Genomic DNA, 23,688 nt, shown 5'->3' with positions numbered 1-23,688 from the left:
TATGTAACAAATCCTGGTACAATATCTATTTTACATCATGTATGGTAAAATAATAAATACCATTAATCAACGATTTTTTATAAAAATCAACTATTTTAACATTTTTTAACTCTGACATCAGAGTAACCCAGGCTCCTAAAGTGCCCCATAAAGAAATGAAGCGGAGACCAAGTATTTCTGACTGTCTCATCCCGGTAGATAGCGCGAGAAGAAACTGTTAACCGTATATTCTTATCCATTTCACATGAGTGAAACAAAGGGGATGTAATTTGATTAAACAAAAAACCGCCAAACACCCGGAAATCCTTGTGTTTGGCGGTTTCTTTAATTATGGAGCCTAGGGGGATCGAACCCCTGACCTCATCGCTGCCAGCGATGCGCTCTCCCAGCTGAGCTAAGGCCCCTTAGTAAGTAACTTATTTTCAAAAATAGTACCTTAATAATATATCACAGCATTGTACTACTTGCAACAACAAATTTGATTCAATAGATCACGATTACGCACCCTTCAAAGCCCTATCTTTACTGCACGTTACGCAACTTCCTTACCCTACCTGGAGGAAAAAAGCCCTCAATTCCATGAGGACTTCCTCTACCTGCTATACACATGCCGATCAGATGTTTGAGTCCGGCAGTGAATCTTTAGACAGCAGATTTTTCAATTCTTTCATAAACATGTTGATGTCTTTAAAGTGCCGGTACACCGAAGCGAAGCGAACATAGGCTACCTCATCTACAGGATATAGCTGTTCCATCAGAAGCTCGCCAATCTGACGGCTCTCTACCTCGGCAGCGGCTGTTTTACGAAGTGCACTCTCCACCTCAGAGACGATCATATCCAGCTGGTCGGCAGATACAGGGCGTTTCTCACAAGCCCGTATTAAGCCGCGAAGTACTTTCTCCCGACTGAATTCCTCCCGACTGCCGTCCTTCTTAATGACCATGAGCGGGGTCTCCTCAATCATCTCAAACGTTGTGAAACGGCGGCTGCACTGCTCGCATTCTCTGCGGCGGCGGATAGATTTATTCTCATTAGCTGGACGGGAATCAAGCACCTTCGTTCCGGCGTAACTGCAGTATGGGCATTTCATAAAGCTACATCACTTCCTTTGTATGAACTAATCGCATGGCTTCCAATCTAATTTCCATAAACTGGACTGCAATTGATTGTTATGAAGATTGCAGTTCCGAGACATAATACTTTTACCAACTCAAGGAGGTGAACAGATATGGGACAAGGCGGTAACAACAGAAGCAGCAACAACCTGGTAGTACCTCGTGCAACTGGTGCCCTGGAGCAAATGAAATATGAGGTTGCTCAAGAGCTTGGCATCAGCATTCCACAAGACGGTTACCAAGGTAACATGACTTCCTACGAGAACGGTTCGATCGGGGGATACATTACCAAACGTCTGGTAACCCTGGCCGAGCAACAATTGGCTGGTCAATATTCCGGTCAATAATTAATTCTTCATTCAAAGAGTGTTAGACAGGCTTGGTTCTCAAGCCTGTCCAATGCTCTTTTTATTGTTCTGCCCGTTTTAGAACGTATCATACACATCGGTATATTGATTATAATAATAAATGACTCTTTGTACATAGTGACGGGTTTCCCCTATCGGAATGTTCTTGACGTCTTCATATGTCCCGTCCCACATTCCCTTCTTTATCCAGTTACGGACATTTCCCTGCCCTGCGTTATACGCTGCAATAACAGCAATCGGATTACCGTCCATTTCTTCGTGTAGCTTCTTAATGTACCAGGTTCCGAGCTGGATATTGGCATCCGCTTCATGCTTGACTCTATCCAGTGTCACAGTCGGTAGCTTGGCCATTTCCATTGCCCAATTGGCCGTATCTGGCATGAGCTGCATGATCCCGAGAGCCCCTTTTTTAGACTCCTTACCCGGTTTGTAGTTGGTTTCTACCCGGATAATGGATGCGACCAGAAACGGATCGACTTCGTAGTGAACAGCATGCTCGCGAATTTGGTCTTTATAATAAATCGGATATAACCATGTCATCCAGATGTTATTCATGAAGAGTACCGCCACAAAAGAGACCAGCAGAACCAACAGCACACGTTTTTTACGGAACCAGCTCATAATCCGTACAACCAGTTCCACAGCTCGTCCACCTGCCGGCTCGTCTCTGCCGGTGTTCCGCTGTTATCGATCACGTAATCCGCCATGTTCTTCTTCTGTTCAATATCCATCTGGCTATTCAGTCTGGCCTCCGCCCGCTCTTCCGTAATCGCATCACGGTCTATCAGACGACGAAGCTGTTTCTCTCTCGGTACATAAACAACTATGACCTTATCAAAAAGTGACTGCAGTTCTGACTCGTACAAAAGCGGAATATCCACCACGACCAGTCGATCAGGATAGGCAGCTTCATAATCAGCCATCTGCTTCCGTATCTCATTGCGTATTGCAGGATGAGTAATTCCATTCAGCGCCAGCCGCTTTTTGTCATCATTAAAAATGATTTCGCCAAGCTTCTTCCGATCCAGCTGCCCGTCCGCTTGTATCACATCTTGTCCAAAGTACGCGGCCACCTCTGCCAAAACCGGATGGCCCGGGAGCATTACCTCCCTGGCGATGACATCTGCATCCACGAGAAGTGCTCCCTTCCGGATCAGCATGGAGGACACGGTGCTTTTGCCTGTTGCAATTCCCCCGGTTAAACCGATATTCATGAATTCACCTCATAACAACTTCATTATACCCATGAAGATTAATAAAAACGCTGGCGCGTATGAGATAAATCTCATACGACCTTTGGAAGCAACCCGAAACCCGGTTTTCATACCGAGAATGAGAAACACTCCGCTAAACAGTGCAACCACCCCTGATGTCAATAAGGGTGAAAATCCGAGCATAGCTGCGCCAAGTCCGGCACCAAAAGCGTCCAGGGATAGTGCAATCCCAAGCCACATGGCCTCCCATGATGAAATGATACCGGAGTCGTCCATATCCGCACGTGTAGGACTTCGCAAAATCTGAATAACAAGTCCCAGCTTGCGGATTTCCAGAGAGAACACAGCCGTTTGGGGTTGTGAACCAGCACTATCAGCTAGAGCCGTAAGACCTGCTGTGCTTGCCTTAAGTGGCATCGGTTCTGCATCGCCTGCACGATCTGGTCTGGACCTAATCTGCTGAATAAAGGACCAGCATCCAAGCGCAATAAGAATGACCGCTCCGATCATCGAAGCAATCGATGGGGAGAAAACGCGCTGCAGCAATGCCCCAGCCTGCATTGAGATACAGAGCACAAGACCCGAGCACAGCGAAATAATGAGCACCGACAACAGTGGGATTTTCGTTTTACGCAGCCCGTATGTAATCCCGGCTCCAAAGCCGTCAAGGCTTAGTGCCATAGCCAGCAGTACAGGTGAAAAAATAAGACTGAGCACCCATATCCCTCCTCCGGCCGTTAACGAGTTTTATCACACGTCTTTCGGCTATTCTCCAATAGTATATGGATTCAGGAAGGGATGGGTGCACGCCTATGACTTAACGTTTGACGGGCTGACAGTGTGGACAGTAATGGGTACCACGGCCGCCGACCACCGTCTTCATGATCGGACCGCCGCAGTTGTCGCATGGCTCGTCCTTCCGTCCGTAGATACGGTGGCTGTGTTGGAACTTACCCATTTCGCCTTGTCCGTTCACATAGGATTTAATCGAAGAGCCGCCTGCTTTTACGGATTCCGACAGGGTGTCGATAATAGCCTCATACAAAGATTTCAACTCGGCATCACTTAATGTATTGGCGTTTCGTTCGGGATGAATGCCCGACCGAAAGAGTGCTTCATCTACATAAATATTACCGATCCCGACGATATATGCCTGGTTCAACAGGACAACCTTAATTTTGGTCTTCTTCACGCCAATAATTTCTTTAAATTTATTCAGCGTAAATGCATCGTCCAGCGGTTCGATGCCCAGCTTCGAAAGCGGAGGATTGCTAAATTCCTCCCCTGAGGCAAACAGATGCATCGTTCCAAACTGACGAACATCCTTATAGCGCAACTCAGTCCCATCATCAAAGTGAAAAATGACATGCGTATGCTTCTCCACCGGATCTTCGGCAGAATAAAGTCCGTATCGTCCCTCCATCCGAAGATGGGAGACAATCACCAGACCGTCCAGTTTGATTCTCAGAAACTTCCCGCGTCGTTCTACACCTTCTATAGTGTGTCCCTGCAAAAGAAAAGCGAATGCCTCACTATCGTCTGGGCGCTGAATGATCCGCGGAAGATTTACTGTAACATGATCTATATGTTTACCTCGAATGATCTGGTTAAGTGTTCTTTTTATCGTTTCTACTTCCGGTAATTCCGGCATGATATCCTCACCTCTTCCCCATTATAACGGATGTGAAGCGTCTGCGGGATCACGTTTTCTGGAAAAAAGGCTGCTCTGCCGCTTACTTCGCTTCGTACCAGTTCTTACCGTAACTTACTTCAGACTTCAGAGGAACTGCCAATTCCAGCGCCTTACTCATCACTTCAGGTACAAGTGTCTTCATCGTTTCCATCTCGTCTTCAGGCACCTCAAACACCAATTCATCATGAACTTGAAGCAGCATGCGACTCTTCAATTGACGTTCATGCAACGCCGCATCCATATGAACCATGGCGAGCTTGATTACATCCGCTGCCGTTCCTTGAATCGGCGTGTTCATAGCAGTCCGCTCAGCAAATGATCTCAGGTTGAAGTTGCTGGCATTGATCTCAAGCAAATAACGTCTTCGTTCCAGCAGTGTTTTGACATATCCGTACTGCTTCGCCTGCTTCACAATCTCATCCATATAACGGCGGACACCTTGGAATACCTCGAAGTATTGATCGATAAATTTGGCTGCTTCTTTCCGTGTAATATTCAAGTTCTGAGACAGACCATAGTCACTGATTCCGTACACAATCCCGAAATTAACAGCCTTGGCCGATCGGCGCATGTTCGAATCGACATCGTCTTCGCTTACGCCAAACACATCCATCGCAGTCTTCGTATGAATATCCATATCGTGCAGGAACGCTTCCTTCAGACGATCGTCGTCAGAGATATGCGCGAGAACCCGCAACTCAATTTGAGAATAGTCAGCCGCGAGAATTGACCAGCCAGGCTCGGACGGAACGAACACTTTGCGGAGCTTGCGTCCTTCTTCCAGCCGGATTGGGATATTTTGCAGGTTTGGATATTGGCTGCTAAGACGTCCAGTCGCAGCAATGGTCTGGCGGTAGTACGTATGCACCTTGCCGGTTTGCGGCGATATTTCCTTAAGCAATCCCTCGACATAGGTCGATTGGAGCTTTGCAATCGTGCGGTACTGTAGAATATAACGGACGATTTCATGATATGGCGCCAGCTTCTCAAGCACTTCCGCATCCGTGGAATATCCCGTCTTTGTCTTTTTGATGACCGGCAGCTCCAGCTTCACAAACAAAATCTCGCCAAGCTGCTTCGGAGAATTCAAGTTGAACTCCGTGCCGGCAATCTCGTATATTTTCTCAACCAAAGACTTAATCTGCTCTTCGAATTCATGTCCAAGCTGTTTCAGATCCTCCACGTTAACCGATATTCCCTGCTTCTCCATATCGGCCAAAATACGGGACAGCGGCATTTCGAGATCGTGGAACAGCGGCAGCATTTCGTTATGACTCAGCTCCTGCTCCTGCAGCGGTATAATCTGGGCGACAGCTGCACATTTCCGCGCGAGATGTTTGCTGAGAATCTCCACATCTGGTATTTTATATTTCGCACCTTTTCCAAACACATCCTCATCTGAGGTAAGAAACGAGAGGTTGTACTTGGCCGCTAAACCACTGAGCGTTTGATTGGATTCCGTAGGATCAAGCAAATATGCAGCCAAATGAACATCAAAAGATGCACCGGCAAAAGCAATATCGTGCCAATGAAGTGCCAGATCGATTCGGTGCAAGTCGTAACCGTGTTTAGGAATACTGCTGTCAGCCAGCCAGTTTCGAATAGGTTCCGCTGCATCTTCTTTCAAAATTTCAAACGGAACATAATAATGAAGGTTCTCTGTAGCCAATACAATACCGATCACACTCGCATGATGCGGATTATCTCCATACGTTTCCACATGCATAACCCGGATTTGATCCAGTACATTTACAACCTCCGGAAGAAGGTCCACATCCACAGTCACTACTTCAACCTCGGCTTCGGGCTGCTCTGCTTCTGCGTTACCTGCTCCACCTGCATTCAGATTTAATCGCTCCAGCAGCGATTTGAACTCCAGCTTCGCCAGTGCTGGTCCGGCGGTTTCCTGGTTTAGTCCATCAAACTTCATATCATCCCAAGACTGTTCCAGCGGAACCTCGCGGAATATTGTCGCCAGTTTTTTGCTCAATATGGCAGACTCGGCATTATCCTCAATCTTTTCCTTCATTTTACCTTTGAGCTCGTTCGTTCGGGCTAATACCTGTTCAACGGAACCGAACTCATGAAGCAGTTTAAGTGCCGTCTTCTCGCCGACACCCGGCACACCGGGAATGTTATCCGACGCATCACCCATCAAACCTTTCAGATCAATAATCTGTTCGGGTGTCAGTTCATATCGCTCTTTAATCTGAGCTGGGCCGTACTGTTCAATTTCGGTCACACCTTTGCGGACCATGCCAATCGTGATGTGGTCAGAGGCCAGCTGCAGCATATCCTTGTCCCCTGAAATGACCATAACTTGACGGCCCTGCTCATCAGCCTGCCGGGTAATCGTACCGATGATGTCATCCGCTTCATAGCCTTTAATCTCGAATTGAGCTACTCCAAGTCCCTGCAAAAGCTCCTTAAGTAGCGGGAACTGTCCTGACAATTCCGGCGGAGTCTTCTCGCGCTTGCCTTTATAATCCTGAAAATCCGCATGACGGAACGTTTCTTTCCCCGCATCAAATGCGACCATCATATGTGTAGGCTTATGCTCGTCAATAAGACGGAGCAGCATCGTAGTAAATCCATAGACGGCGTTTGTCTGCTGCCCGCTGGCATTCGTAAGCGGAGGCATCGCAAAAAACGCACGGTAAATAATGTTGTTTCCATCAATTACAATCAACTTGTCCATTCAGGCACCTACCCCTTTATAACTTCCTTCACACATGATAACATAGGTTCCCCATAAAACCGAAGGCCCGAGCCTAAGGTCCCCTGTATATTCATAGGAAATAGTTAAAATAAAAATAAAAATAAAAAACGCCGGCTTTCGCCGACGCTCTATTTATTGGTTAAGATCTGGCCGATGCCCTGTCACCAGATACACAGTGCTTTCTCCAATATTCGTTGCATGATCGGCAATCCGTTCAATGTAGCGACCGACCATGACGAGCAGCATCGCCTGATTCGCTGTCTCCGGATCACCCGTCAGATGCGAGAATAGATCATGCAGGATCACACTATAAAGATGATCAACCTGATCATCAACCTGTGCCATTTTGTAGGCCATATCCGTATTCTCTGTCAAATAGGACTCGATGGATTCCGTTACCATCGATTTTACAATATCTGACATACGAGGGATATCCACAAGCGGCTTGATCAGCTGCTGGCCTTGCAGTCGAATGGTTACCTTCGCAACGTCACGTGCCAGATCGCCCATCCGTTCCAGATCACTCGCAATCCGAAAAGCTACCAAGATTCGGCGCAGATCCTTCGCTACAGGCTGCTGAGTTACAATAAGACGGGAACCGATCTCCATAATTTGCTCTTCCATCGCATTCAACTCGGTATCCTGTTTAACGACGTTTTGAGCTTTTTCCATATCCAATGTTTGAAGTGAAGACACGGCTGCAGTCAGTGCCTCCTCCATATGCGTACTCATATCCCGCAGCAGCGTTCTCAGTTCATCGAGCTGCTGATCAAACTCAATTCTCCGGATCATGTATGATGCCCCTCCAATTCATTATTTAACAAGCCATCAGCCAAAGCGGCCGGAAATATAATCCTCGGTACGAGCGTCGGAAGGCGTTGAGAACAATACATCCGTATCTGCCGACTCAATGACCTCACCGTTTAGGAAAAATACCGTCCGACCTGAAATCCGCGCGGCCTGGTGCATGTTGTGAGTAACCATAACAATGGTATATTTACTCTTCAATTCCTGAACTAATTCCTCAATCTTAAGCGTTGAGATTGGATCCAGTGCCGAAGTCGCCTCGTCCATCAACAGAATATCGGGCTGAACCGCCAAGGCACGGGCAATACATAAACGCTGCTGTTGACCGCCGGACAGACTGAATGCAGAACGTTTCAAATAGTCTTTTACCTCTCCCCACAGCGCAGCCTGTTTAAGACTCTGCTCCACAATACCGTCCAGCTCTGACTTGCTTCGGATGCCATGGAGGCGTGGTCCGTAAGCGATGTTGTCATAGATCGATTTAGGAAAAGGGTTAGGCTGCTGAAATACCATGCCGACCTGTTTGCGCAGAGCCTCAACATGGACTTCCTCACTATAAATTTCTGTACCGCCGATCTTCACGCTGCCCTCAATCCGTGTGCCCGGAATCATGTCATTCATCCGATTGAGTGTACGCAGCAATGTCGATTTACCACAGCCGGAAGGACCGATAAACGCTGTCACCGTTTTTTCCGGTATATCAAGGTCCACATTTTTCAGCGCATGATAGGACTCGTAATAGAGATTCAACTTCTCAATATGAATAATGGCTTCCATAAAATAATCATGTCTCCTTCTTCTGAACATTCACGATATCGATATGGCTGTTGTATCAAAGTAATCTTAGGTGTTCTTCTGGTATTTGTTCCGCAACCAGATGGCCAGAAGGTTCATAATGAACAGCATAATCAGCAGCAAAATGATACCCGAGGCAGCCAGCTCATGGAACTCCGCACTTGGTCTCGATATCCAGTTGAAAATTTGAATCGGCATTACCGTGAATGAATCCAGCAGATTTTCCGGCAAAAAGGCAACATAGGTGAGAGCCCCGATCATAATGAGCGGTGCCGTTTCCCCGATTGCGCGGGACAGTGCCAATATAACCCCTGTCATAATACCAGGCATGGCGGATGGCAATACCGACTTGGAAACCGTCTGCCACTTCGTCGCTCCAAGAGCATAAGATGCATCACGCCGGTTCTTCGGCACTGCCCGGAGCGCCTCTTGAGAAGAAACAATAATAATCGGCAGGACAAGCAGCGTCATAGTCAATACCCCGGACAACAAGCTTCGTCCAAGACCCATACCGCGAACGAAAATCGCGAGGCCGAGAATACCATATATAATAGAAGGAACGCCTGCAAGCGTACTGATATTTAGCTGAATGAGACGCACCCAGCGGCTTCGCCCGGCGTACTCCTCCAGAAATATCGCAGCCCCAACACCAAGAGTAAATGACAGTGGAGCCATGAGCAAGAGCAGGTAAATTGTACCAACTATAGGCGATTTCATCCCTGCCTTCGCAGCAATACGTGACGGATAATTCGTGAATAGCTCTGGTGAAAGTCTGTGAAGGCCGTCCGTCAAAATCGTCACGATTAATGCCATCAATGCCACAATTCCGATACTTGTACAGATCAGAAAAACAAGGTGCAGGGTGCGATCGCCACGGCGTCTCCGGGTTATGCCTTTGGTTTCGCCCAGATTCATTGATTCCATCTAATATTCCTCCCTGAAGCGGCGAGCAACCCACTGCGCCAAGATGTTAAGCAAAAAGGTAATGACAAACAAAGTCAGACCGACGGCAAAGATCGTCCCATATTCAACCGTTCCGCGCGGAACGTCACCGCTGCTGACCTGAACGATATATGAAGTCATCGTTTGTATGCTTTCCAGCGGATTGGCTGTCAGACGCGGTGTTGCCCCTGCGGCAACTGTAACGATCATGGTCTCACCAATCGCGCGGGAGAATGCCAGCACGAACGAAGAAACAACACCGGACATGGCAGCTGGTAGCACAATTTTCAGCGCCACTTCAAAGCGGGTGGCACCAAGTGCATAGGCTCCGTGCCGGAGGCTCTTCGGAACAGCTCGCATTGCATCTTCACTAAGAGATGAAATCATAGGCAGCACCATAATACCTACAACAATACCTGCACTCAGCGCATTGAAGAGGCTTATATTCGGAAATATTTTTTGCAATAAAGGTGTTACGGTCTCCAGCGCAAAATAACCGTACACAATCGTCGGTACACCAGCCAGTACTTCCAGTACCGGTTTAACAACTCCCCGAACCCGGGCAGGCGCATATTCATTTAAATAAATAGCGGATGCCAAGCCGATAGGCACTGCGAATACAATCGCAATGCCTGTAATCAGCAATGTGCCGCCCAGTAGGGGCAGCACGCCGAATTCTTTTGGGGAGAGAATAGGGCTCCATACCGTTCCTGTCAAGAAGGACCATACCGGTACCTCCTTGAAGAAAATGATGGATTCCTGTAGAAGTGTGTACACAATACCGATGGTGGTAAATACCGAAAGCGCTGCGCATAATCCTAAAAAAATCGGTATGATTTTGTCGGATAGGCGCGTTTTGCTTCTGCGGAACGTCATTTTCCCGGAACTACCTGCCACGGATGATGTTTTATTCATTCTTCTCTTCCCTTTCTATCCATGACTTATTGAGCCAACTTGTCTTTTTCTTGTTGATACTGGTCATCTTGAAGTGGTACGAATCCAACCTCACTAGCCAGTGTTCCTGCGTTGCTCAGGTAGAAATCAAGGAAAGCCTTCACTTCTGGACGATCCATTTCCTTCTTGCTTGCATAGATAAACAAAGGACGAGACAATGGAGAATAGCTGTTATCTTTAATCGTTTCTGGACTTGGTGAAACCGTAGCTGTTCCGTTATCGATAGGAACCAGTTTCAATTTATCTTTGTTCTCTTCGTAGAAGGAGTAACCGAAGTAACCGATCGATTGTTTATCACCTGATACACCCTGTACGATCGCATTGGTGTCTGCGCTGAATGTAATTTGGCCGTCATTACGGCTAACTTGTGCTTCACCGTTAATAACTTCTGTGAAATAATCAAATGTTCCATGGTCTGTACCAGGTGAGTAGATTTTAATTTCCTCAGCAGGCCATCCTTCACGTACATCCGCCCACGTCTTCACTTTGCTATCTGGCTCATATATTTTCTTCAGCTCATCAATAGTCAGTTTATCAATAAAATCATTCTTCGGATTTACAACGACAGCCAATCCATCATAAGCTACCATGATTTCGTGATATTCAAATCCTTTTTCTTTAGCCTCCGCATCTTCCTTATCCTTAATCGGACGGGATGCGTTCGTAATGGCGATCTCGCCGTTCAGGAAGCGTTTAAAGCCAGCGCCTGTTCCACCTGTTCCAATTGGAATGCGGACATCTTTGTTTACGGCCCCAAACTCTTCAGCGATTGCTTCTGTCATCGGATGAACCGTGCTAGATCCATCAATTTCAATCGTTCCCTTAAGTGAGTCACTGGCTCCTGCGTTGTCGACTTCTGTTTTCTTATCCCCGCCTCCGCAAGCTGCGAGCACTGTGCTCAGCATCATGATCAATACGAGAATACCTGCTGTTTTACGACCCCTTTTACTAAACAAACCTATCCACTCCTTTAGATCTGGTCTCTTTACTTATCGCCTTACAATATTGATATTAATCCTGTAATGTAATTTCAGTTATCGAGAATTGTAAACTCTATGTAAAATATTCAACGATTCAAAAGATTTATTGACTCAATTTGCGGATCTTAGGAATGACTGACGTTCATTTCTTCCAGCTCCTTCCTGACCCGCTTGACCTGTTCAGTCGCTTCTTCTGACAGACGATATACCTGGCTGCCGGCATCCCTCACCTCCTGAACCACTTGCTCCATCTGGACAAATATCCTGCCTCCTTCGGCAACAATGCTCTCACAAGAACGGATTTCCTTCAGACTAGAAGCGGTAGCCTCAGCAGTTTCTGCAACGAGACGCTGGATCTGCACCAGAAGATTGGAAATGTCTGCAGACAAGTTTCGTGTCTGTTTGGCCAAAGTCTGGACTTCTCCTGCGACAATCTGAAACCCATTCCCATGCTCACCCGCATGCGCTGCTTCAATCGAAGCGTTTATAGCCAGCAGGCTACTGTGATTAGCGATCTCGGTAATTTGCTTGGTGATCGAGGAAATACTGTCGGCATTTTGTAAAAGCTGCGAGACAAAGCCAGCCCTCTCCTCCATATCGTTGACGAGTCCTGTATATGAATTACTTACCTGTTCCAGCTTCCCTTTTCCGGATTGAGACCATTCCTTCATCACTTGACTTCGGGTCTGCGTTACCTCTGCGGCCTCAGCAACTTGGCTTAAAGATTCTTCAATCTCAATAGTTTGACGATGGTTTTCATTCAAAATAAATACTCGTTTGTTCTCCGCTTCTTCTTGCAGTACGGTGGACAGATACAATAAATCCTTCACGGTTAGAGCACCGAGAAACTTGTCCTGATCTGTAATGAGCACACAATCATAAAACCGCGATTCTGGACGTTGCAACGCTTGGTGAAGCAGTTGTGATAGAGGATGTGATATATCCACTACCATAGGCTTCATATCTGCAATACAAGTTGCCGGACGGTGATCATAAATTTCGCTGGAAAATCTGCCTGTCATTCGGCGGTACATATCCCCCCGCATAATAAGTCCTTCAGGTTTGCCCGATTCGTTGCAATAAACCATGCATGGAATTTCTCGATTAGTCTTGAACTTGTCCATCACTTCGCGGCAGGTCTCATTCGTCCCGATGACTGGAACCAGCCTGCACAAGACGAGCGCGGTAGTGTTTTGTGATTGTGTCAGATGTTTATGGAGCTCTGGCTTATCATCACTTTCCGTATTCATCGTGCCATGTGTCTTAAGTTGAAGCAGTGTCATGCAGCCCCACTCCTTTATCTAGTTCTTAAGACGCATCTTATCGAATTAGTATTAACAGAATGTGTTTGGAATATGAAGGGAATGTAAACTCGAAAGTTTTTCTGTACCTTTCCACCTACACACAAAAAAAGCCCTCATCATTTAAATCAAATGATGGGAGCTTTTTTAGGGTTTACGACCAGCTTATATCCTACACCCCGAATAGAGTCAATAAATACCGACTCGGGATCCAGTTCCAGCTTCTTGCGAAGAGAGCTGACATGCACGTCGACTGTCCGTTGACCGCCAATGTAGTCGAATCCCCAGACGACATTCATGAGATCGTCCCGGGTTAAGACGACTCCCGGCTTTCTGGCCAGGTATAACAACACTTCAAATTCTTTTGGCCGGAGGTTAATGTTCTGACCTCCCAACCTCACTTCATATTTATCTGGAAAAATTTCCAGCTGGCCTAGTATGATTACATTTCGCTGCTCTTCAGTCTCTTTTACTTCTTCAACGTGTCCGGAAACCCTTCGCATGACAGCCGATACCCTGGCCAACAACTCGGATACACCGAAAGGCTTCGTAATGTAATCGTCGGCCCCCATTTTAAGTCCCTGCACAACCTCTTCCTCGGCATTCTTGGCTGTCAAAATAATAATAGGCGTCGTTATCCCTTGCTGACGCAGCTTCTCCAGAATGATAAAGCCGTTCATGCCCGGAAGCATCACGTCCAGCAATATCAGATCAAAAGATTGCTGACACGCCCGGTCATACCCGGTCGTTCCGTGTTCCTCCACGGTGACTTCAAAGCCTTCCTGAGTCAAATTATACGATAAGAGCCTTGAAAGTGTCGGTTCATCCTCAATAACAAGCAAACGTTGAGCCATGTTAACCCCGCCCTCAGATCCATATATTTTTAATACTTGTCATAGTATATCAACGGAATGTTATCCCAATGTTAAAAAGCAGCCTGACCTCTTAATCATTTTCTTGAAGGAGCGGCATTTCGATTACAAAAGAACTACCAAGGCCAAGTTCACTCTCAACCTTGATGTAACCGTGATGAAGATCAACGAGGTGTTTTACGATCGATAAACCGAGTCCGGTTCCACCTGAGCCCCGGGAACGTGCTTTATCCACCCGATAGAACCGTTCAAAGATGCGAGGCAGATCTTTTTTTGGAATTCCAAGCCCCGAATCTTTGACGATAAATTCAACGGTATCTCCTTGTTCATTCGGATGCATATCCCTTGCCATCAGCTGGACCCGTCCACCTTCCTGCGTGTAGTTGATAGCATTGGACAGAAGATTGGTAAATATTTGTCTGAGTTTGTCCTCATCACCCTCCATAAACAACTCTTCCGGAACATGCAGACTCAGGCTGATTTTTTTCTTATCCGCTTCAGGCCGCATAAATTCAACTAAAGATTCGAAGAACGTAGATAGATGGATCGGTGAGTAATCCATGGCAATCCGCTTGGATTCAATCTTGGATAACTCCAGAATGTCGCGGATCAGCCGGTTTAGTCGCTCAGATTCATCATAAATAATCTGCAGGAAAGACCTTGAAGTCTTCTCATCATTCACTCCCCCGCCAAGCAAAGTCTCGGCAAAACCTTTAACCGCCGCCAGCGGTGTCTTCAGTTCGTGGGAGACATTTGCGACAAACTCGCTGCGCATCCGCTCCAATCTCCGGATATCCGTCACATCCTGAAGCAAGAACAGCATCCCGCGATACGATCCGTCATCCTGAACCATAGCTACTCCGTCCAGACGGACTATGGACTCTATCGGAAAATACAAACTACGTTCTTCACGGAAATTGTTTCTGTGCTCCAGCCCCTCCTCCATGAGCTTGGTAAGTTCATAATGCTGACGTAGCTCCCTGTATGACTTGCCAGTCACATAATCTGCTTTAATACCGAGCATTCCCTCCGCCGCCCGGTTCACCAGCACAATATTTCCGTCATAACTGAGCATTACAATTCCACCGGTCATATTGTTAAGGACGCTTTGAAGAAGATCCTCGTTGTCCCTTATCGTCTGCAATTGAGTCTGAAGGCTGTCAGCCATTCCGTTGATTGCATGTGCCAGCTGACCGATCTCATCCTTGCGATGAATCGGGACACGAGCGTCATAATCCTGACGGGTGATTTGCCGTGCTACACGCGTGATTTTCTCAAGTGGAGATGTCAAATTTGCCGCTACTCTGTAGCTCACAAAGGCAGCAATGATAAACAGGATGACAAGCCCTCCGCCCATAACAAGCCATCCCTGCCAGACGCCTTGATCCACTGCCCTCAAACTCATGGACAAACGGATATATCCATCATAATCTCCTTGCTTCACAGGCAGGGCCACATACAGCATATCTTGTCCAAGTGTGCTACTGTAACGAATCGTCCTGCCTATTCCTTTCTCCATCGCTTGAACCATCTCTTCACGATACGCATGATTATCCATCGATTCTGGGTTACTCTCCGAATCACCTATAACCGTCCCGTCTTTCGATATAAATGTTACCCTAGCGTCTGCCAATTCCTGCAGCTGATGCGATTTCTCGGTGTAATACTGTATTTTCTGTTCCTCACTGAGGGATGGGAAATCCAAGGTCCCCTGAATGAGATTGATTTCACGGACCATGTTTTCTTCCTGTATGGCAATATGGGATTGTTTGAACATATTGGCCATCGTAAATCCTGCGCCAAGCATGGATAAACCAATCAGTGTCATCATAATAATTGTAAGTCGATTACGAAACGGTCTCATCCATCTCTTCCTTTAACGGTGATTTTGGTAGTTGCTTGAACTTGCGAATCAGTGAAAGTGTATTGTTCGAACCAAGATGCAAATGACAATCCGAATGGTTTCACTCTTCTCCCCCTGCCGACTTTTACTTTGTTTTCAATGATAAACCTCATTTTCCTGAACCGCAACGTTCATATGATAAGTAAAAAATATCCTTCGGCAACAAGCTTGCCGAAGGATATTTAAACGTAAATGAGAAATGAGAAATCCATTATGAAATTTAAAGGAACACAGGTTCCTTAAACATTTCGAGCTTGGCAGCCGAATCCTTGCTAACATCCGCATGAAGACTATTGCCGTGCGAATCCATCGTCACGATAGCTGCAAAGCCATCTACCTCAAGATGCCACATAGCTTCTGGTATGCCGAACTCCATAAAATCGACGCCGTTCACATTTTTTATGCACTCTGCATAGTACTGTGCCGCTCCGCCGATCGCGTTTAGGTATACCCCGCCATGCTCTTGAAGTGCCTTTAGTGTTTTGGGTCCCATGCCACCTTTGCCAATGACTGCCCGGATGCCGAACTTTTTCAAAATATCTCCTTGGTAAGGTTCCTCCCGGATGCTTGTGGTCGGTCCTGCCGCCTTTACATGCCATCCCTCGTCATCTTTAAGCATAACGGGACCGCAGTGGTAAATAACCGCGCCGTTCAGATCTAGAGGAGCATCGTGATCCATCAAATATTTGTGCAAGGCGTCGCGTCCCGTGTGCATTTCTCCGCGAATGACGACCACATCTCCTACTCGGAGACTGCGGATCTGCTCTTCACTGATCGGTGTTTGAAGCACGATTTCCTTACCTTCACGCTGCGCTTCAGCTTCGCTAGACTCCGATGCCACCGCTGTAACAGCTTCCGTCTCAGCGTCGGTCATCGCGATCCCGCTTCCGCTTTCATACAACCACTCCTGAATTTCACCACTTTTCGCTTCGATCAGCACGCCTTGACGGCGGAATGCCCAGCAGTTATAAGCAACCGAGACAAAAAAGCTTGCCGGAAGTCTGTTCATCGCACCAACCTTGCAGCCGAGAAGTGTAACTTCTCCTCCAAAGCCCATCGTACCGATTCCAAGCTTGTTCGCGTTATCCAATACGTAATCCTCTAGCTTCTGTAAATCCGGATTCGGATTTACATCTTCAATATGCCGGAACAACTGCTGCTTAGCCAGCTCGTAGCCAGTTGTACGGTCTCCTCCGATCCCAACCCCGATAAATCCTGCACTGCACCCTTGACCCTGAGCTTGGTAAACCGCATGCATAATGCATTTTCGGATCCCGTCCAGATCCCGTCCCGCTTTCCCCAATCCCTCTAGTTCAGCTGGCAGGCTGTACTGAATGTTCTTATTCTCACATCCGCCGCCCTTTAATATAAGACGGATATCAATTGTATCTTGTTCCCATTGTTCAAAATGAATCACGGGCGTTCCAGGTCCCAGATTGTCCCCACTATTCTTACCCGTCAGAGAGTCTACAGAGTTCGGGCGCAGCTTGCCATCTTGAGTAGCCCGGATAACCGCTTTGAAAATATCCTTTTTCATTTCAATTTGGTTGGCACCAACAGGAGTATGTACAACAAAAGTAGGCATGCCTGTATCCTGACAGATTGGCGAAACTTGCGTTTCCGCCATCTCAATGTTTTGCGCAATTGTAGCCAGTGCCAAACCCGCACGGGTAGCTGCATCCTCCGCCTCACGGCCGCGTTTGACCGCTCTGCGGACATCTCCAGGAAGGTTTGTCGAGGTTTCCACGATAAGCCGGTATACACTCTCTTCAAAATGCTTCATGTCTGTTTACTTTCCCCTCTCTTTTATGACCAGTTAGCTGTGTAAAGTGATCTGGAATACTATTATTTACTCCTATCATATCATATCAAATAGTTCATGAAAGGGTTTACTTTAAATTTATAATCTCTTAAATTTACTTATCTTCACCTGTCTCTTGATCAAGTAATTATATCAATTCTGTACACGTAAAGACCCTGCACCTCCGCTTGAAGCGGAAGACAGGGTCTTCTTGGTGTTAATTTCTCTCCTAAAGTTATACATATCTTTGGAAACTGCCGTATTAACCGTTAATAACCTCGCCACCGTTCACATGGATGATCTGTCCACTGACATATGAGGAATCAGAAGAAGCCAGATACACATACGCTGGAGCAAGCTCCTCCGGTTGTCCAGGTCGTTTCATCGGCTGGCTTGCACCGAACTTGCTCACCTGGTCTGCTGGAAAGGTTGATGGAATGAGCGGTGTCCAAATCGGACCTGGAGCCACACCGTTGACACGAATCCCTTTGTCTACGACATTCATAGACAGAGAACGTGTAAAGGACACGATGGCTCCTTTGGTCGATGAATAATCGATAAGTTCAGGACTGCCCCGGTAAGCCGTAATCGATGCGGTATTAATAATCGCACTGCCTTTGCTTAGATGCGGCATAGCGGATTGCGTCATGTAGAACATTCCCAAAATATTGGTACGGAATGTGCGCTCCAACTGATCTTTAGAAATGTCTTCAATCTTCTTCTGCAGCTGCTGCTCAGCCGCATTGTTGACCAGAATGTCCAGCTGACCAAGCTGCTCCACTGTCTGTTTCACAGAATCCCGACAAAATGTATCGTCTCCGATATCACCAGCGATGAGGATACATTTCCGACCTTCTTGCTCCACTTGACGCTTCGTCTCCTCCGCGTCTTTATGCTCATTCAAATAAACGATAGATACGTCGGCACCCTCTTTGGCATAGATTACCGCAACCGCTCTGCCAATCCCACTATCCCCCCCTGTAATCAAGGCAACCTTTCCTTTAAGCTTACCGGCTGCTTTGTACTCGCTGGATTCATACTCCGGAAGTGGATGCATTTCCATCTCGATTCCGGGACGATGATCCTGATGTTGCGGGGGGAGTGTTTGTTTTTGTCCATCTTGTGGCATATTGTATTTCTCCTTTCAGGTCAGTTCATCTGTTTATTATCCATGGCTATACTTCCCTATTAGGATGCGTTAGGCCCGGCCATATTATCACAACCTCTTTACGATATGTTAATAACCACAAAAGAGGGTTGATCAAACAAATGTCTAAGACGCTTTAAATTTTTCCAACAAACAAAAAAGTCACCCCATCGAAATGGGATGACTTCTTATATGAATCACATATATTAGATAATCTTATTGTATACCATGAAAAAGATCATAACAATCAAACTGAGTGCCAACAGCGAGCTAAATGTGCGGAGCTTGGCCGTTTCAGGTTTCACATCTCGCTTCTCACGGATACCCGCAAGAGCACTTTTAAGAGGCTTGCTCATGATTCCGCCGATCGCAAACATCGCAAGAAGCAGAACGGTGACGATAATCATCCAAGCTACCGAATACTCGTCCTTAGTCATCATGTAACCACCGGTTACAAGCTGAACCACTAAACCATACTGAGCAAACCGATTAGCTACGCGAACCGTGTTTACCGCACCTTCCTGTGCGCCCAATGATAGTTTTTGAACGCCGCCTACGATAAATGGCAGAATCAAGTAAAATCCAACAGCAGCTGTTCCGATCATATGTAGCAGAAAGAAAATCTTATACATTATACAACTCCTCCAATTTAATTTGTGTGATATTTGTTACATCTAACGCACTGAACCATATTATACTGAACAAATGGCATAAAGAAAAGCAATCCCGTCCCTAAAATTTGGAACGGGATTGCTTTGTCATTTAATCGTCAAAAATAAGCGGGGGAGTATATTACAGCTTCACCACAGAAGTGACATTGCGTACTGACTCTGCAGATTTATCAAGTGCAGCTTTCTCATCAGAAGTCAACTCCAGCTCGAATACCTTCTCAATGCCGTCTCCACCCAGGATTGCCGGAACGCCCATAAACAGATTGTCATAGCCGTACTCGCCTTCCAGAAGAGCAATGACCGGCAGGATACGTTTCTTATCCTTCAGAATCGCTTCTGTCATCTGAACAAGGGACGCAGCCGGTGCATAATAAGCACTGCCGTTACCTAGCAAGTTGACGATTTCACCACCGCCAACTCGGGTGCGCTGTACAATCGCCTCAATACGATCAGCAGGAATCAGCGTGTCGATCGGAATACCACCAACGCTGGAGTAACGAACGAGCGGAACCATGTCATCCCCGTGTCCGCCCAGAACAAATCCGCGTACATCTTCAACGGATACGTTAAGTTCCTGCGCAATGAATGTACAGTAACGAGCAGTATCCAATACACCGGACTGCCCGATTACACGATTTTTAGTGAAGCCCAAAGTGTTGTAAGCCACATAAGTCATGGCATCCACCGGGTTGCTCAAAATAATAACCGTAGAGTTAGGAGCGTATTTCTTTACGTTCACACATACGGATTTCACGATTCCCGCATTCGTATTCACGAGGTCATCGCGGCTCATTCCAGGTTTACGGGCTACACCAGCCGTAATAATGACAACATCGGAATCAGCAGCATCCTCATAGTTGGATGTACCAACAATGTTGCTGTCAAAACCTTGAACCGGGCTAGCTTCCATCATATCAAGAGCTTTACCTTTGGTTGGGTTCTCGATCTGTGGAATATCCAGTAGCACGACGTCACCCAATTCTTTCTGAGCGAGCATAAGTGCAGTGGTCGCTCCGGTAAAGCCAGCACCGACAACCGTTATCTTTTTACGAGTATTTGCCACGATGTTTTATCCCCCTTACAAGTTTTTAATAATTTCGTCCGCGAACTCGGAGCATTTCACTTCTGTAGCGCCTTCCATCAGGCGGGCGAAGTCATACGTAACGGTCTTATTATTAATCGATGTTCCCATACCTTTGTAGATCAGGTCAGCCGCTTCCTGCCAGCCAAGATGCTCAAGAAGCATAACGCCGGACAAGATAACGGAACCCGGGTTAACGACGTCTTTGTCAGCGTACTTTGGAGCTGTTCCGTGAGTAGCTTCAAAGATTGCATGTCCTGTCACATAGTTAATGTTCGCTCCAGGAGCGATTCCGATACCACCAACTTGAGCTGCAAGCGCATCAGACAGATAGTCACCGTTCAGGTTCAGTGTCGCGATTACATCAAAGTCTGTAGGACGAGTCAGCACCTGCTGCAAAGCGATATCAGCAATAGCATCCTTAACGATGATTTTGCCAGCTTCTTCAGCCGCCTTCTGTGCTGCATTCGCTGCATCTACGCCATCTTTTTCCTTGATAATATCGTACTGTGCCCAAGTAAATACTTTATCGCCGAACTCCTGCTCAGCCACTTCGTATCCCCAGTTCTTGAAAGCACCTTCGGTAAACTTCATGATGTTGCCTTTGTGAACGAGCGTTACACTCTTACGGCCGTGCTTGATTGCATATTCAACTGCAGCACGCACAAGACGCTTGGATCCTTCCGAAGACACTGGTTTAATACCGATACCGGAAGTTTCAGGGAAGCGGATTTTGTTCGCACCCATTTCATCCTGAAGGAATTTGATCATTTTCTTAACTTCTTCAGAACCTTCCTTGTACTCGATACCTGCATAGATGTCTTCTGTGTTCTCACGGAAGATAACCATGTCTACAAGCTCAGGACGCTTCACCGGAGAAGGTACGCCGTTGAAGTAGCGGACTGGACGCAGGCAAGTGTACAGATCAAGCTCTTGGCGCAGAGCTACGTTCAGGGAGCGGATACCGCCGCCGATTGGCGTTGTAAGCGGTCCTTTGATAGCTACGATATACTCACGAATTGCCTCTAGCGTATCATTCGGAAGCCATTCTCCATATGTATTAAATGCCTTTTCTCCAGCAAACACTTCGTACCAGGCAATACTCTTGGAACCGCTGTAAGCTTTCTCTACAGCCGCGTCAAGAACACGTTTGGATGCTCTCCAAATATCACGGCCTGTTCCGTCGCCCTCAATAAAAGGAATGATCGGATTGCTGGGAACCTGCAGCTTGCCGTTATCAATCGTAATCTTCTCACCTTCAGTAGGTAATGCGAATTTCTCAAGTTTCATAAGTATGTATTCCTCCTTTGATTTGTTAGATCTCTACAATTCCCGTTAAAAAACACGGGTAAAGGGCACAAAGAATACCGCTGCCTGTGGCAAATATGCCGCTCAAGCGTTTTCTCTGCCCCTATTGTACATGATTGATAGTTAATTAGCGAAGTTCAACCGGTACATATTTTTGATCCGTTAATCCTGTGTACTCTGCACGCGGACGGATAATCCGGTTGCCGTCGTACTGCTCCAGAATATGCGCTGTCCATCCGGAAACGCGGCTGATTGCAAAAATAGGGGTGAACAGCTCATGTTCAATACCGAGCTGCGTATATACCGATGCCGAGTAAAAGTCCACATTAGGCTTCAGACCTTTCTGGCCGGTCACTGTCTCTTCGATCAGAACTGACATATCATACAGGGTTGTGTCACCCTTCATCTTACCGAGTTCACGAGACATTTTTTGCAGATGCTTGGCACGTGGATCGCCGTTTTTGTATACACGGTGTCCGAAACCCATGATTTTCTCGCGGTTGTCCAATTTCTCTTGAATATAGGCTTCTGTTTTATCGATTGTTCCAACTTCGTTCAGCATCTTCATAACGGCTTCATTAGCTCCTCCATGCAGCGGGCCTTTGAGCGCACCGATAGCGGATGTAACACCCGAGTAAATATCGGACAGCGTAGCCACGGTTACACGGGATGCGAACGTGGAAGCGTTCAGCTCATGATCGGCGTGAAGCACAAGGGCCTGGTCCAGAGCTTTAATCGAGGTTTCATCCGGTTGCTCGCCTCTAAGCATGTAAAGGAAATTCTCGGCAATAGATACTCCAGCTTTTGGAGCTACTGGCTCCTTGCCTTGACGAACTCGTGCGATAGCCGCAATGATTGTAGGCAGCTGAGCTTGAAGCTTAACCGCTTTCTTTTCATTTGCTTCACGGCTCATATCGTCTGCAGATTCGTCATACAGTGCGAGAGCAGATACAGCGGATCGAAGAGCAGCCATCGTATTCGCATCTTGCGGATACAGTTTGATTTGTTGTATCAGTTTATCCGGAATAGCCGCGTAATTGCTCAAATCCTGTTGCAACGATTGTAACTCCTGTGCGTTCGGAAGCTTACCGAACCACAGCAAATAAGCCACTTCTTCAAAACTGGCATGTTCTGCGAGGTCATCAATGTCATAGCCTCGATATGTGAGAACACCATCAACGATCGAGCTGATCGAGGAAGTTGTGGCTACAATGCCTTCCAAACCCTTGGTAGCTGTCATGCATCATCTCTCCTTTTTGTTCGGGATAAACTGAGTTGGATCGTCATGAAAATGTTTTCATGAAGCCGAATAATAAAGAAAAAACCTTGAAGAGGCCAATAGCCATGTTATCAGTCGTAAAACCTTCTCATATCATACTGGATAATGTCTGATATGTGAACAATGACAGAGTCATTCTCTATATCAAATTGTTTTATCGACATCATAAACTATTTTTTGAAATCACTTACAATTCCATTATAGCCGTGATAATTATCATTGTCGAATCTTGATTTTTTCTATTTGATAATATCAAGATTGCATATATTGGAAAAGACCGGCCCCTGTACTAATGAGGGATCCGGTCTTCGTAAAAATTAAAAACTGTAAATTTCCTAATGTTAACGCCGAAAAATCGTAATTTTACCGTCCTTCATATTTTTCTTCATCCACTTCAGCAGCAAGAATCGGTACAAAGGCCGTGTCAGGGGAAAAATCAATGTAAATCCAATAATATCTGTCACAAAACCAGGCACAATCAGCAAGATTCCCCCTGCAAAAATACAGAGGCCTTCTGCCATCGATAATCCGGGCACCATACCCGAATTCATCTTCAGTTTGGCATCCTCCATAGCCTTACGCCCTTCAAATCTCATCATCGCAACACCGATGGCGGAGGTAAGCAGTGTCAGAAGTAGCGTATTCATGCCACCGACCCGCTCCGCTACTAAAGAAAATCCGAATATTTCAATGGCAGGCAGAAAAATAACGGCCGCCAGCATCCACTTCCACATGAT

Annotated in this window: 22 protein-coding genes and 1 tRNA gene; 1 reads left to right on the top strand and 22 read right to left on the bottom strand. The window is 46.6% G+C overall.

The window, feature by feature from the left end:
- Window positions 1–331: 331 nt before the first annotated feature.
- Window positions 332–404: transfer RNA gene (locus AC2TF5_RS06810), tRNA-Ala, on the bottom strand.
- A 210-nt stretch (window positions 405–614) separates the two neighbouring features.
- Window positions 615–1,091, bottom strand: coding sequence for a transcriptional regulator NrdR (gene nrdR / locus AC2TF5_RS06805; protein WP_491301439.1), 477 nt, complete (start codon window positions 1,089–1,091; stop codon window positions 615–617).
- A gap of 138 nt (window positions 1,092–1,229) precedes the next feature.
- Between nrdR and AC2TF5_RS06800 the strand changes: the two genes are divergently transcribed.
- Entirely contained in the window at window positions 1,230–1,463 is a 234-nt protein-coding gene (locus AC2TF5_RS06800; RefSeq protein ID WP_491301438.1) for an alpha/beta-type small acid-soluble spore protein, read from the top strand.
- A 78-nt stretch (window positions 1,464–1,541) separates the two neighbouring features.
- On the opposite strand, the gene AC2TF5_RS06795 is transcribed toward AC2TF5_RS06800, so the two are convergent.
- The 20 genes from AC2TF5_RS06795 to AC2TF5_RS06700 form a co-directional block, all read right to left on the bottom strand.
- The gene (locus AC2TF5_RS06795) at window positions 1,542–2,105 is read right to left on the bottom strand and encodes a lytic transglycosylase domain-containing protein (protein ID WP_491302828.1); all 564 of its coding nucleotides are present in this window, start codon (window positions 2,103–2,105) and stop codon (window positions 1,542–1,544) included.
- Window positions 2,102–2,698, bottom strand: coding sequence for a dephospho-CoA kinase (gene coaE / locus AC2TF5_RS06790; RefSeq protein ID WP_491301437.1), 597 nt, complete (start codon window positions 2,696–2,698; stop codon window positions 2,102–2,104). Before coaE ends, AC2TF5_RS06795 begins: the two co-directional genes overlap by 4 nt.
- A 9-nt stretch (window positions 2,699–2,707) precedes the next feature.
- Entirely contained in the window at window positions 2,708–3,415 is a 708-nt protein-coding gene (gene ytaF / locus AC2TF5_RS06785) for a sporulation membrane protein YtaF (RefSeq protein WP_491301436.1), read from the bottom strand.
- Window positions 3,416–3,515: 100 nt separating this feature from the next.
- Window positions 3,516–4,349, bottom strand: coding sequence for a DNA-formamidopyrimidine glycosylase (mutM, locus tag AC2TF5_RS06780; protein WP_491301435.1), 834 nt, complete (start codon window positions 4,347–4,349; stop codon window positions 3,516–3,518).
- A gap of 82 nt (window positions 4,350–4,431) precedes the next feature.
- On the bottom strand, window positions 4,432–7,089 hold the full coding sequence (gene polA / locus AC2TF5_RS06775) for a DNA polymerase I (RefSeq protein ID WP_491301434.1): 2,658 nt from the start codon (window positions 7,087–7,089) through the stop codon (window positions 4,432–4,434).
- 153 nt (window positions 7,090–7,242) lie between these two features.
- Window positions 7,243–7,902 carry a phosphate signaling complex protein PhoU gene (gene phoU, locus AC2TF5_RS06770; RefSeq protein WP_491301433.1) on the bottom strand — a complete coding sequence of 220 codons (660 nt, stop codon included), beginning with the start codon at window positions 7,900–7,902 and terminating at the stop codon, window positions 7,243–7,245.
- Window positions 7,903–7,938: 36 nt separating this feature from the next.
- Window positions 7,939–8,694 carry a phosphate ABC transporter ATP-binding protein PstB gene (gene pstB, locus AC2TF5_RS06765; RefSeq protein WP_491301432.1) on the bottom strand — a complete coding sequence of 252 codons (756 nt, stop codon included), beginning with the start codon at window positions 8,692–8,694 and terminating at the stop codon, window positions 7,939–7,941.
- 66 nt (window positions 8,695–8,760) lie between these two features.
- On the bottom strand, window positions 8,761–9,636 hold the full coding sequence (pstA, locus tag AC2TF5_RS06760) for a phosphate ABC transporter permease PstA (protein ID WP_491301431.1): 876 nt from the start codon (window positions 9,634–9,636) through the stop codon (window positions 8,761–8,763).
- Complete coding sequence (gene pstC / locus AC2TF5_RS06755) at window positions 9,637–10,569, bottom strand: phosphate ABC transporter permease subunit PstC (RefSeq protein WP_491301430.1); 933 nt, start codon at window positions 10,567–10,569, stop codon at window positions 9,637–9,639. It abuts the gene before it with no gap.
- 26 nt (window positions 10,570–10,595) lie between these two features.
- Entirely contained in the window at window positions 10,596–11,564 is a 969-nt protein-coding gene (locus tag AC2TF5_RS06750; RefSeq protein WP_491301429.1) for a PstS family phosphate ABC transporter substrate-binding protein, read from the bottom strand.
- A 149-nt stretch (window positions 11,565–11,713) separates the two neighbouring features.
- Window positions 11,714–12,871: a methyl-accepting chemotaxis protein gene (locus tag AC2TF5_RS06745; protein ID WP_491301428.1), complete on the bottom strand. Its 1,158-nt coding sequence runs from the start codon at window positions 12,869–12,871 to the stop codon at window positions 11,714–11,716.
- 146 nt (window positions 12,872–13,017) lie between these two features.
- Window positions 13,018–13,743, bottom strand: coding sequence for a response regulator transcription factor (locus tag AC2TF5_RS06740; protein WP_491301427.1), 726 nt, complete (start codon window positions 13,741–13,743; stop codon window positions 13,018–13,020).
- Window positions 13,744–13,834: 91 nt separating this feature from the next.
- Window positions 13,835–15,625, bottom strand: a complete 1,791-nt coding sequence (gene pnpS / locus AC2TF5_RS06735; RefSeq protein WP_491301426.1) for a two-component system histidine kinase PnpS — start codon at window positions 15,623–15,625, stop codon at window positions 13,835–13,837.
- A 259-nt stretch (window positions 15,626–15,884) separates the two neighbouring features.
- Entirely contained in the window at window positions 15,885–17,447 is a 1,563-nt protein-coding gene (locus AC2TF5_RS06730; protein ID WP_491301425.1) for a fumarate hydratase, read from the bottom strand.
- Window positions 17,448–17,727: 280 nt separating this feature from the next.
- Window positions 17,728–18,594: an SDR family oxidoreductase gene (locus AC2TF5_RS06725; protein WP_491301424.1), complete on the bottom strand. Its 867-nt coding sequence runs from the start codon at window positions 18,592–18,594 to the stop codon at window positions 17,728–17,730.
- Between the two features lie 224 nt (window positions 18,595–18,818).
- Complete coding sequence (locus tag AC2TF5_RS06720) at window positions 18,819–19,244, bottom strand: hypothetical protein (protein ID WP_491301423.1); 426 nt, start codon at window positions 19,242–19,244, stop codon at window positions 18,819–18,821.
- Between the two features lie 160 nt (window positions 19,245–19,404).
- Entirely contained in the window at window positions 19,405–20,346 is a 942-nt protein-coding gene (mdh, locus tag AC2TF5_RS06715) for a malate dehydrogenase (protein ID WP_491301422.1), read from the bottom strand.
- Window positions 20,347–20,361: 15 nt separating this feature from the next.
- On the bottom strand, window positions 20,362–21,654 hold the full coding sequence (icd, locus tag AC2TF5_RS06710; RefSeq protein ID WP_241930285.1) for an NADP-dependent isocitrate dehydrogenase: 1,293 nt from the start codon (window positions 21,652–21,654) through the stop codon (window positions 20,362–20,364).
- 145 nt (window positions 21,655–21,799) lie between these two features.
- A complete protein-coding gene (gene citZ / locus AC2TF5_RS06705; protein ID WP_491301421.1) occupies window positions 21,800–22,912 on the bottom strand; it encodes a citrate synthase in 1,113 nt (370 codons plus the stop codon).
- A 380-nt stretch (window positions 22,913–23,292) separates the two neighbouring features.
- On the bottom strand, window positions 23,293–23,685 hold the full coding sequence (locus tag AC2TF5_RS06700; RefSeq protein ID WP_491301420.1) for an FxsA family protein: 393 nt from the start codon (window positions 23,683–23,685) through the stop codon (window positions 23,293–23,295).
- Between the last annotated feature and the right edge of the window lie 3 nt (window positions 23,686–23,688).

The organism is Paenibacillus sp. JNUCC 34 (assembly GCF_058269055.1).
The sequence above is the reverse complement of the archived record's forward strand: the minus strand, read 5'-3'. Positions and strand labels throughout refer to the sequence as shown.

Bases quoted from the DNA above. Each gene is read 5' to 3' on its own strand.
- AC2TF5_RS06795 (WP_491302828.1), bottom strand. From the start codon at position 2,105: ATGAGCTGGTTCCGTAAAAAACGTGTGCTGTTGGTTCTGCTGGTCTCT.
- pstA (WP_491301431.1), bottom strand. From the start codon at position 9,636: ATGGAATCAATGAATCTGGGCGAAACCAAAGGCATAACCCGGAGACGC.
- AC2TF5_RS06740 (WP_491301427.1), bottom strand. From the start codon at position 13,743: ATGGCTCAACGTTTGCTTGTTATTGAGGATGAACCGACACTTTCAAGG.
- AC2TF5_RS06800 (WP_491301438.1), top strand. From the start codon at position 1,230: ATGGGACAAGGCGGTAACAACAGAAGCAGCAACAACCTGGTAGTACCT.
- icd (WP_241930285.1), bottom strand. From the start codon at position 21,654: ATGAAACTTGAGAAATTCGCATTACCTACTGAAGGTGAGAAGATTACG.
- AC2TF5_RS06720 (WP_491301423.1), bottom strand. From the start codon at position 19,244: ATGTATAAGATTTTCTTTCTGCTACATATGATCGGAACAGCTGCTGTT.
- pnpS (WP_491301426.1), bottom strand. From the start codon at position 15,625: ATGAGACCGTTTCGTAATCGACTTACAATTATTATGATGACACTGATT.
- polA (WP_491301434.1), bottom strand. From the start codon at position 7,089: ATGGACAAGTTGATTGTAATTGATGGAAACAACATTATTTACCGTGCG.
- coaE (WP_491301437.1), bottom strand. From the start codon at position 2,698: ATGAATATCGGTTTAACCGGGGGAATTGCAACAGGCAAAAGCACCGTG.
- citZ (WP_491301421.1), bottom strand. From the start codon at position 22,912: ATGACAGCTACCAAGGGTTTGGAAGGCATTGTAGCCACAACTTCCTCG.
- pstB (WP_491301432.1), bottom strand. From the start codon at position 8,694: ATGGAAGCCATTATTCATATTGAGAAGTTGAATCTCTATTACGAGTCC.
- pstC (WP_491301430.1), bottom strand. From the start codon at position 10,569: ATGAATAAAACATCATCCGTGGCAGGTAGTTCCGGGAAAATGACGTTC.
- nrdR (WP_491301439.1), bottom strand. From the start codon at position 1,091: ATGAAATGCCCATACTGCAGTTACGCCGGAACGAAGGTGCTTGATTCC.
- mutM (WP_491301435.1), bottom strand. From the start codon at position 4,349: ATGCCGGAATTACCGGAAGTAGAAACGATAAAAAGAACACTTAACCAG.
- AC2TF5_RS06725 (WP_491301424.1), bottom strand. From the start codon at position 18,594: ATGCCACAAGATGGACAAAAACAAACACTCCCCCCGCAACATCAGGAT.
- AC2TF5_RS06745 (WP_491301428.1), bottom strand. From the start codon at position 12,871: ATGACACTGCTTCAACTTAAGACACATGGCACGATGAATACGGAAAGT.
- AC2TF5_RS06730 (WP_491301425.1), bottom strand. From the start codon at position 17,447: ATGAAGCATTTTGAAGAGAGTGTATACCGGCTTATCGTGGAAACCTCG.
- AC2TF5_RS06700 (WP_491301420.1), bottom strand. From the start codon at position 23,685: ATGTGGAAGTGGATGCTGGCGGCCGTTATTTTTCTGCCTGCCATTGAA.
- phoU (WP_491301433.1), bottom strand. From the start codon at position 7,902: ATGATCCGGAGAATTGAGTTTGATCAGCAGCTCGATGAACTGAGAACG.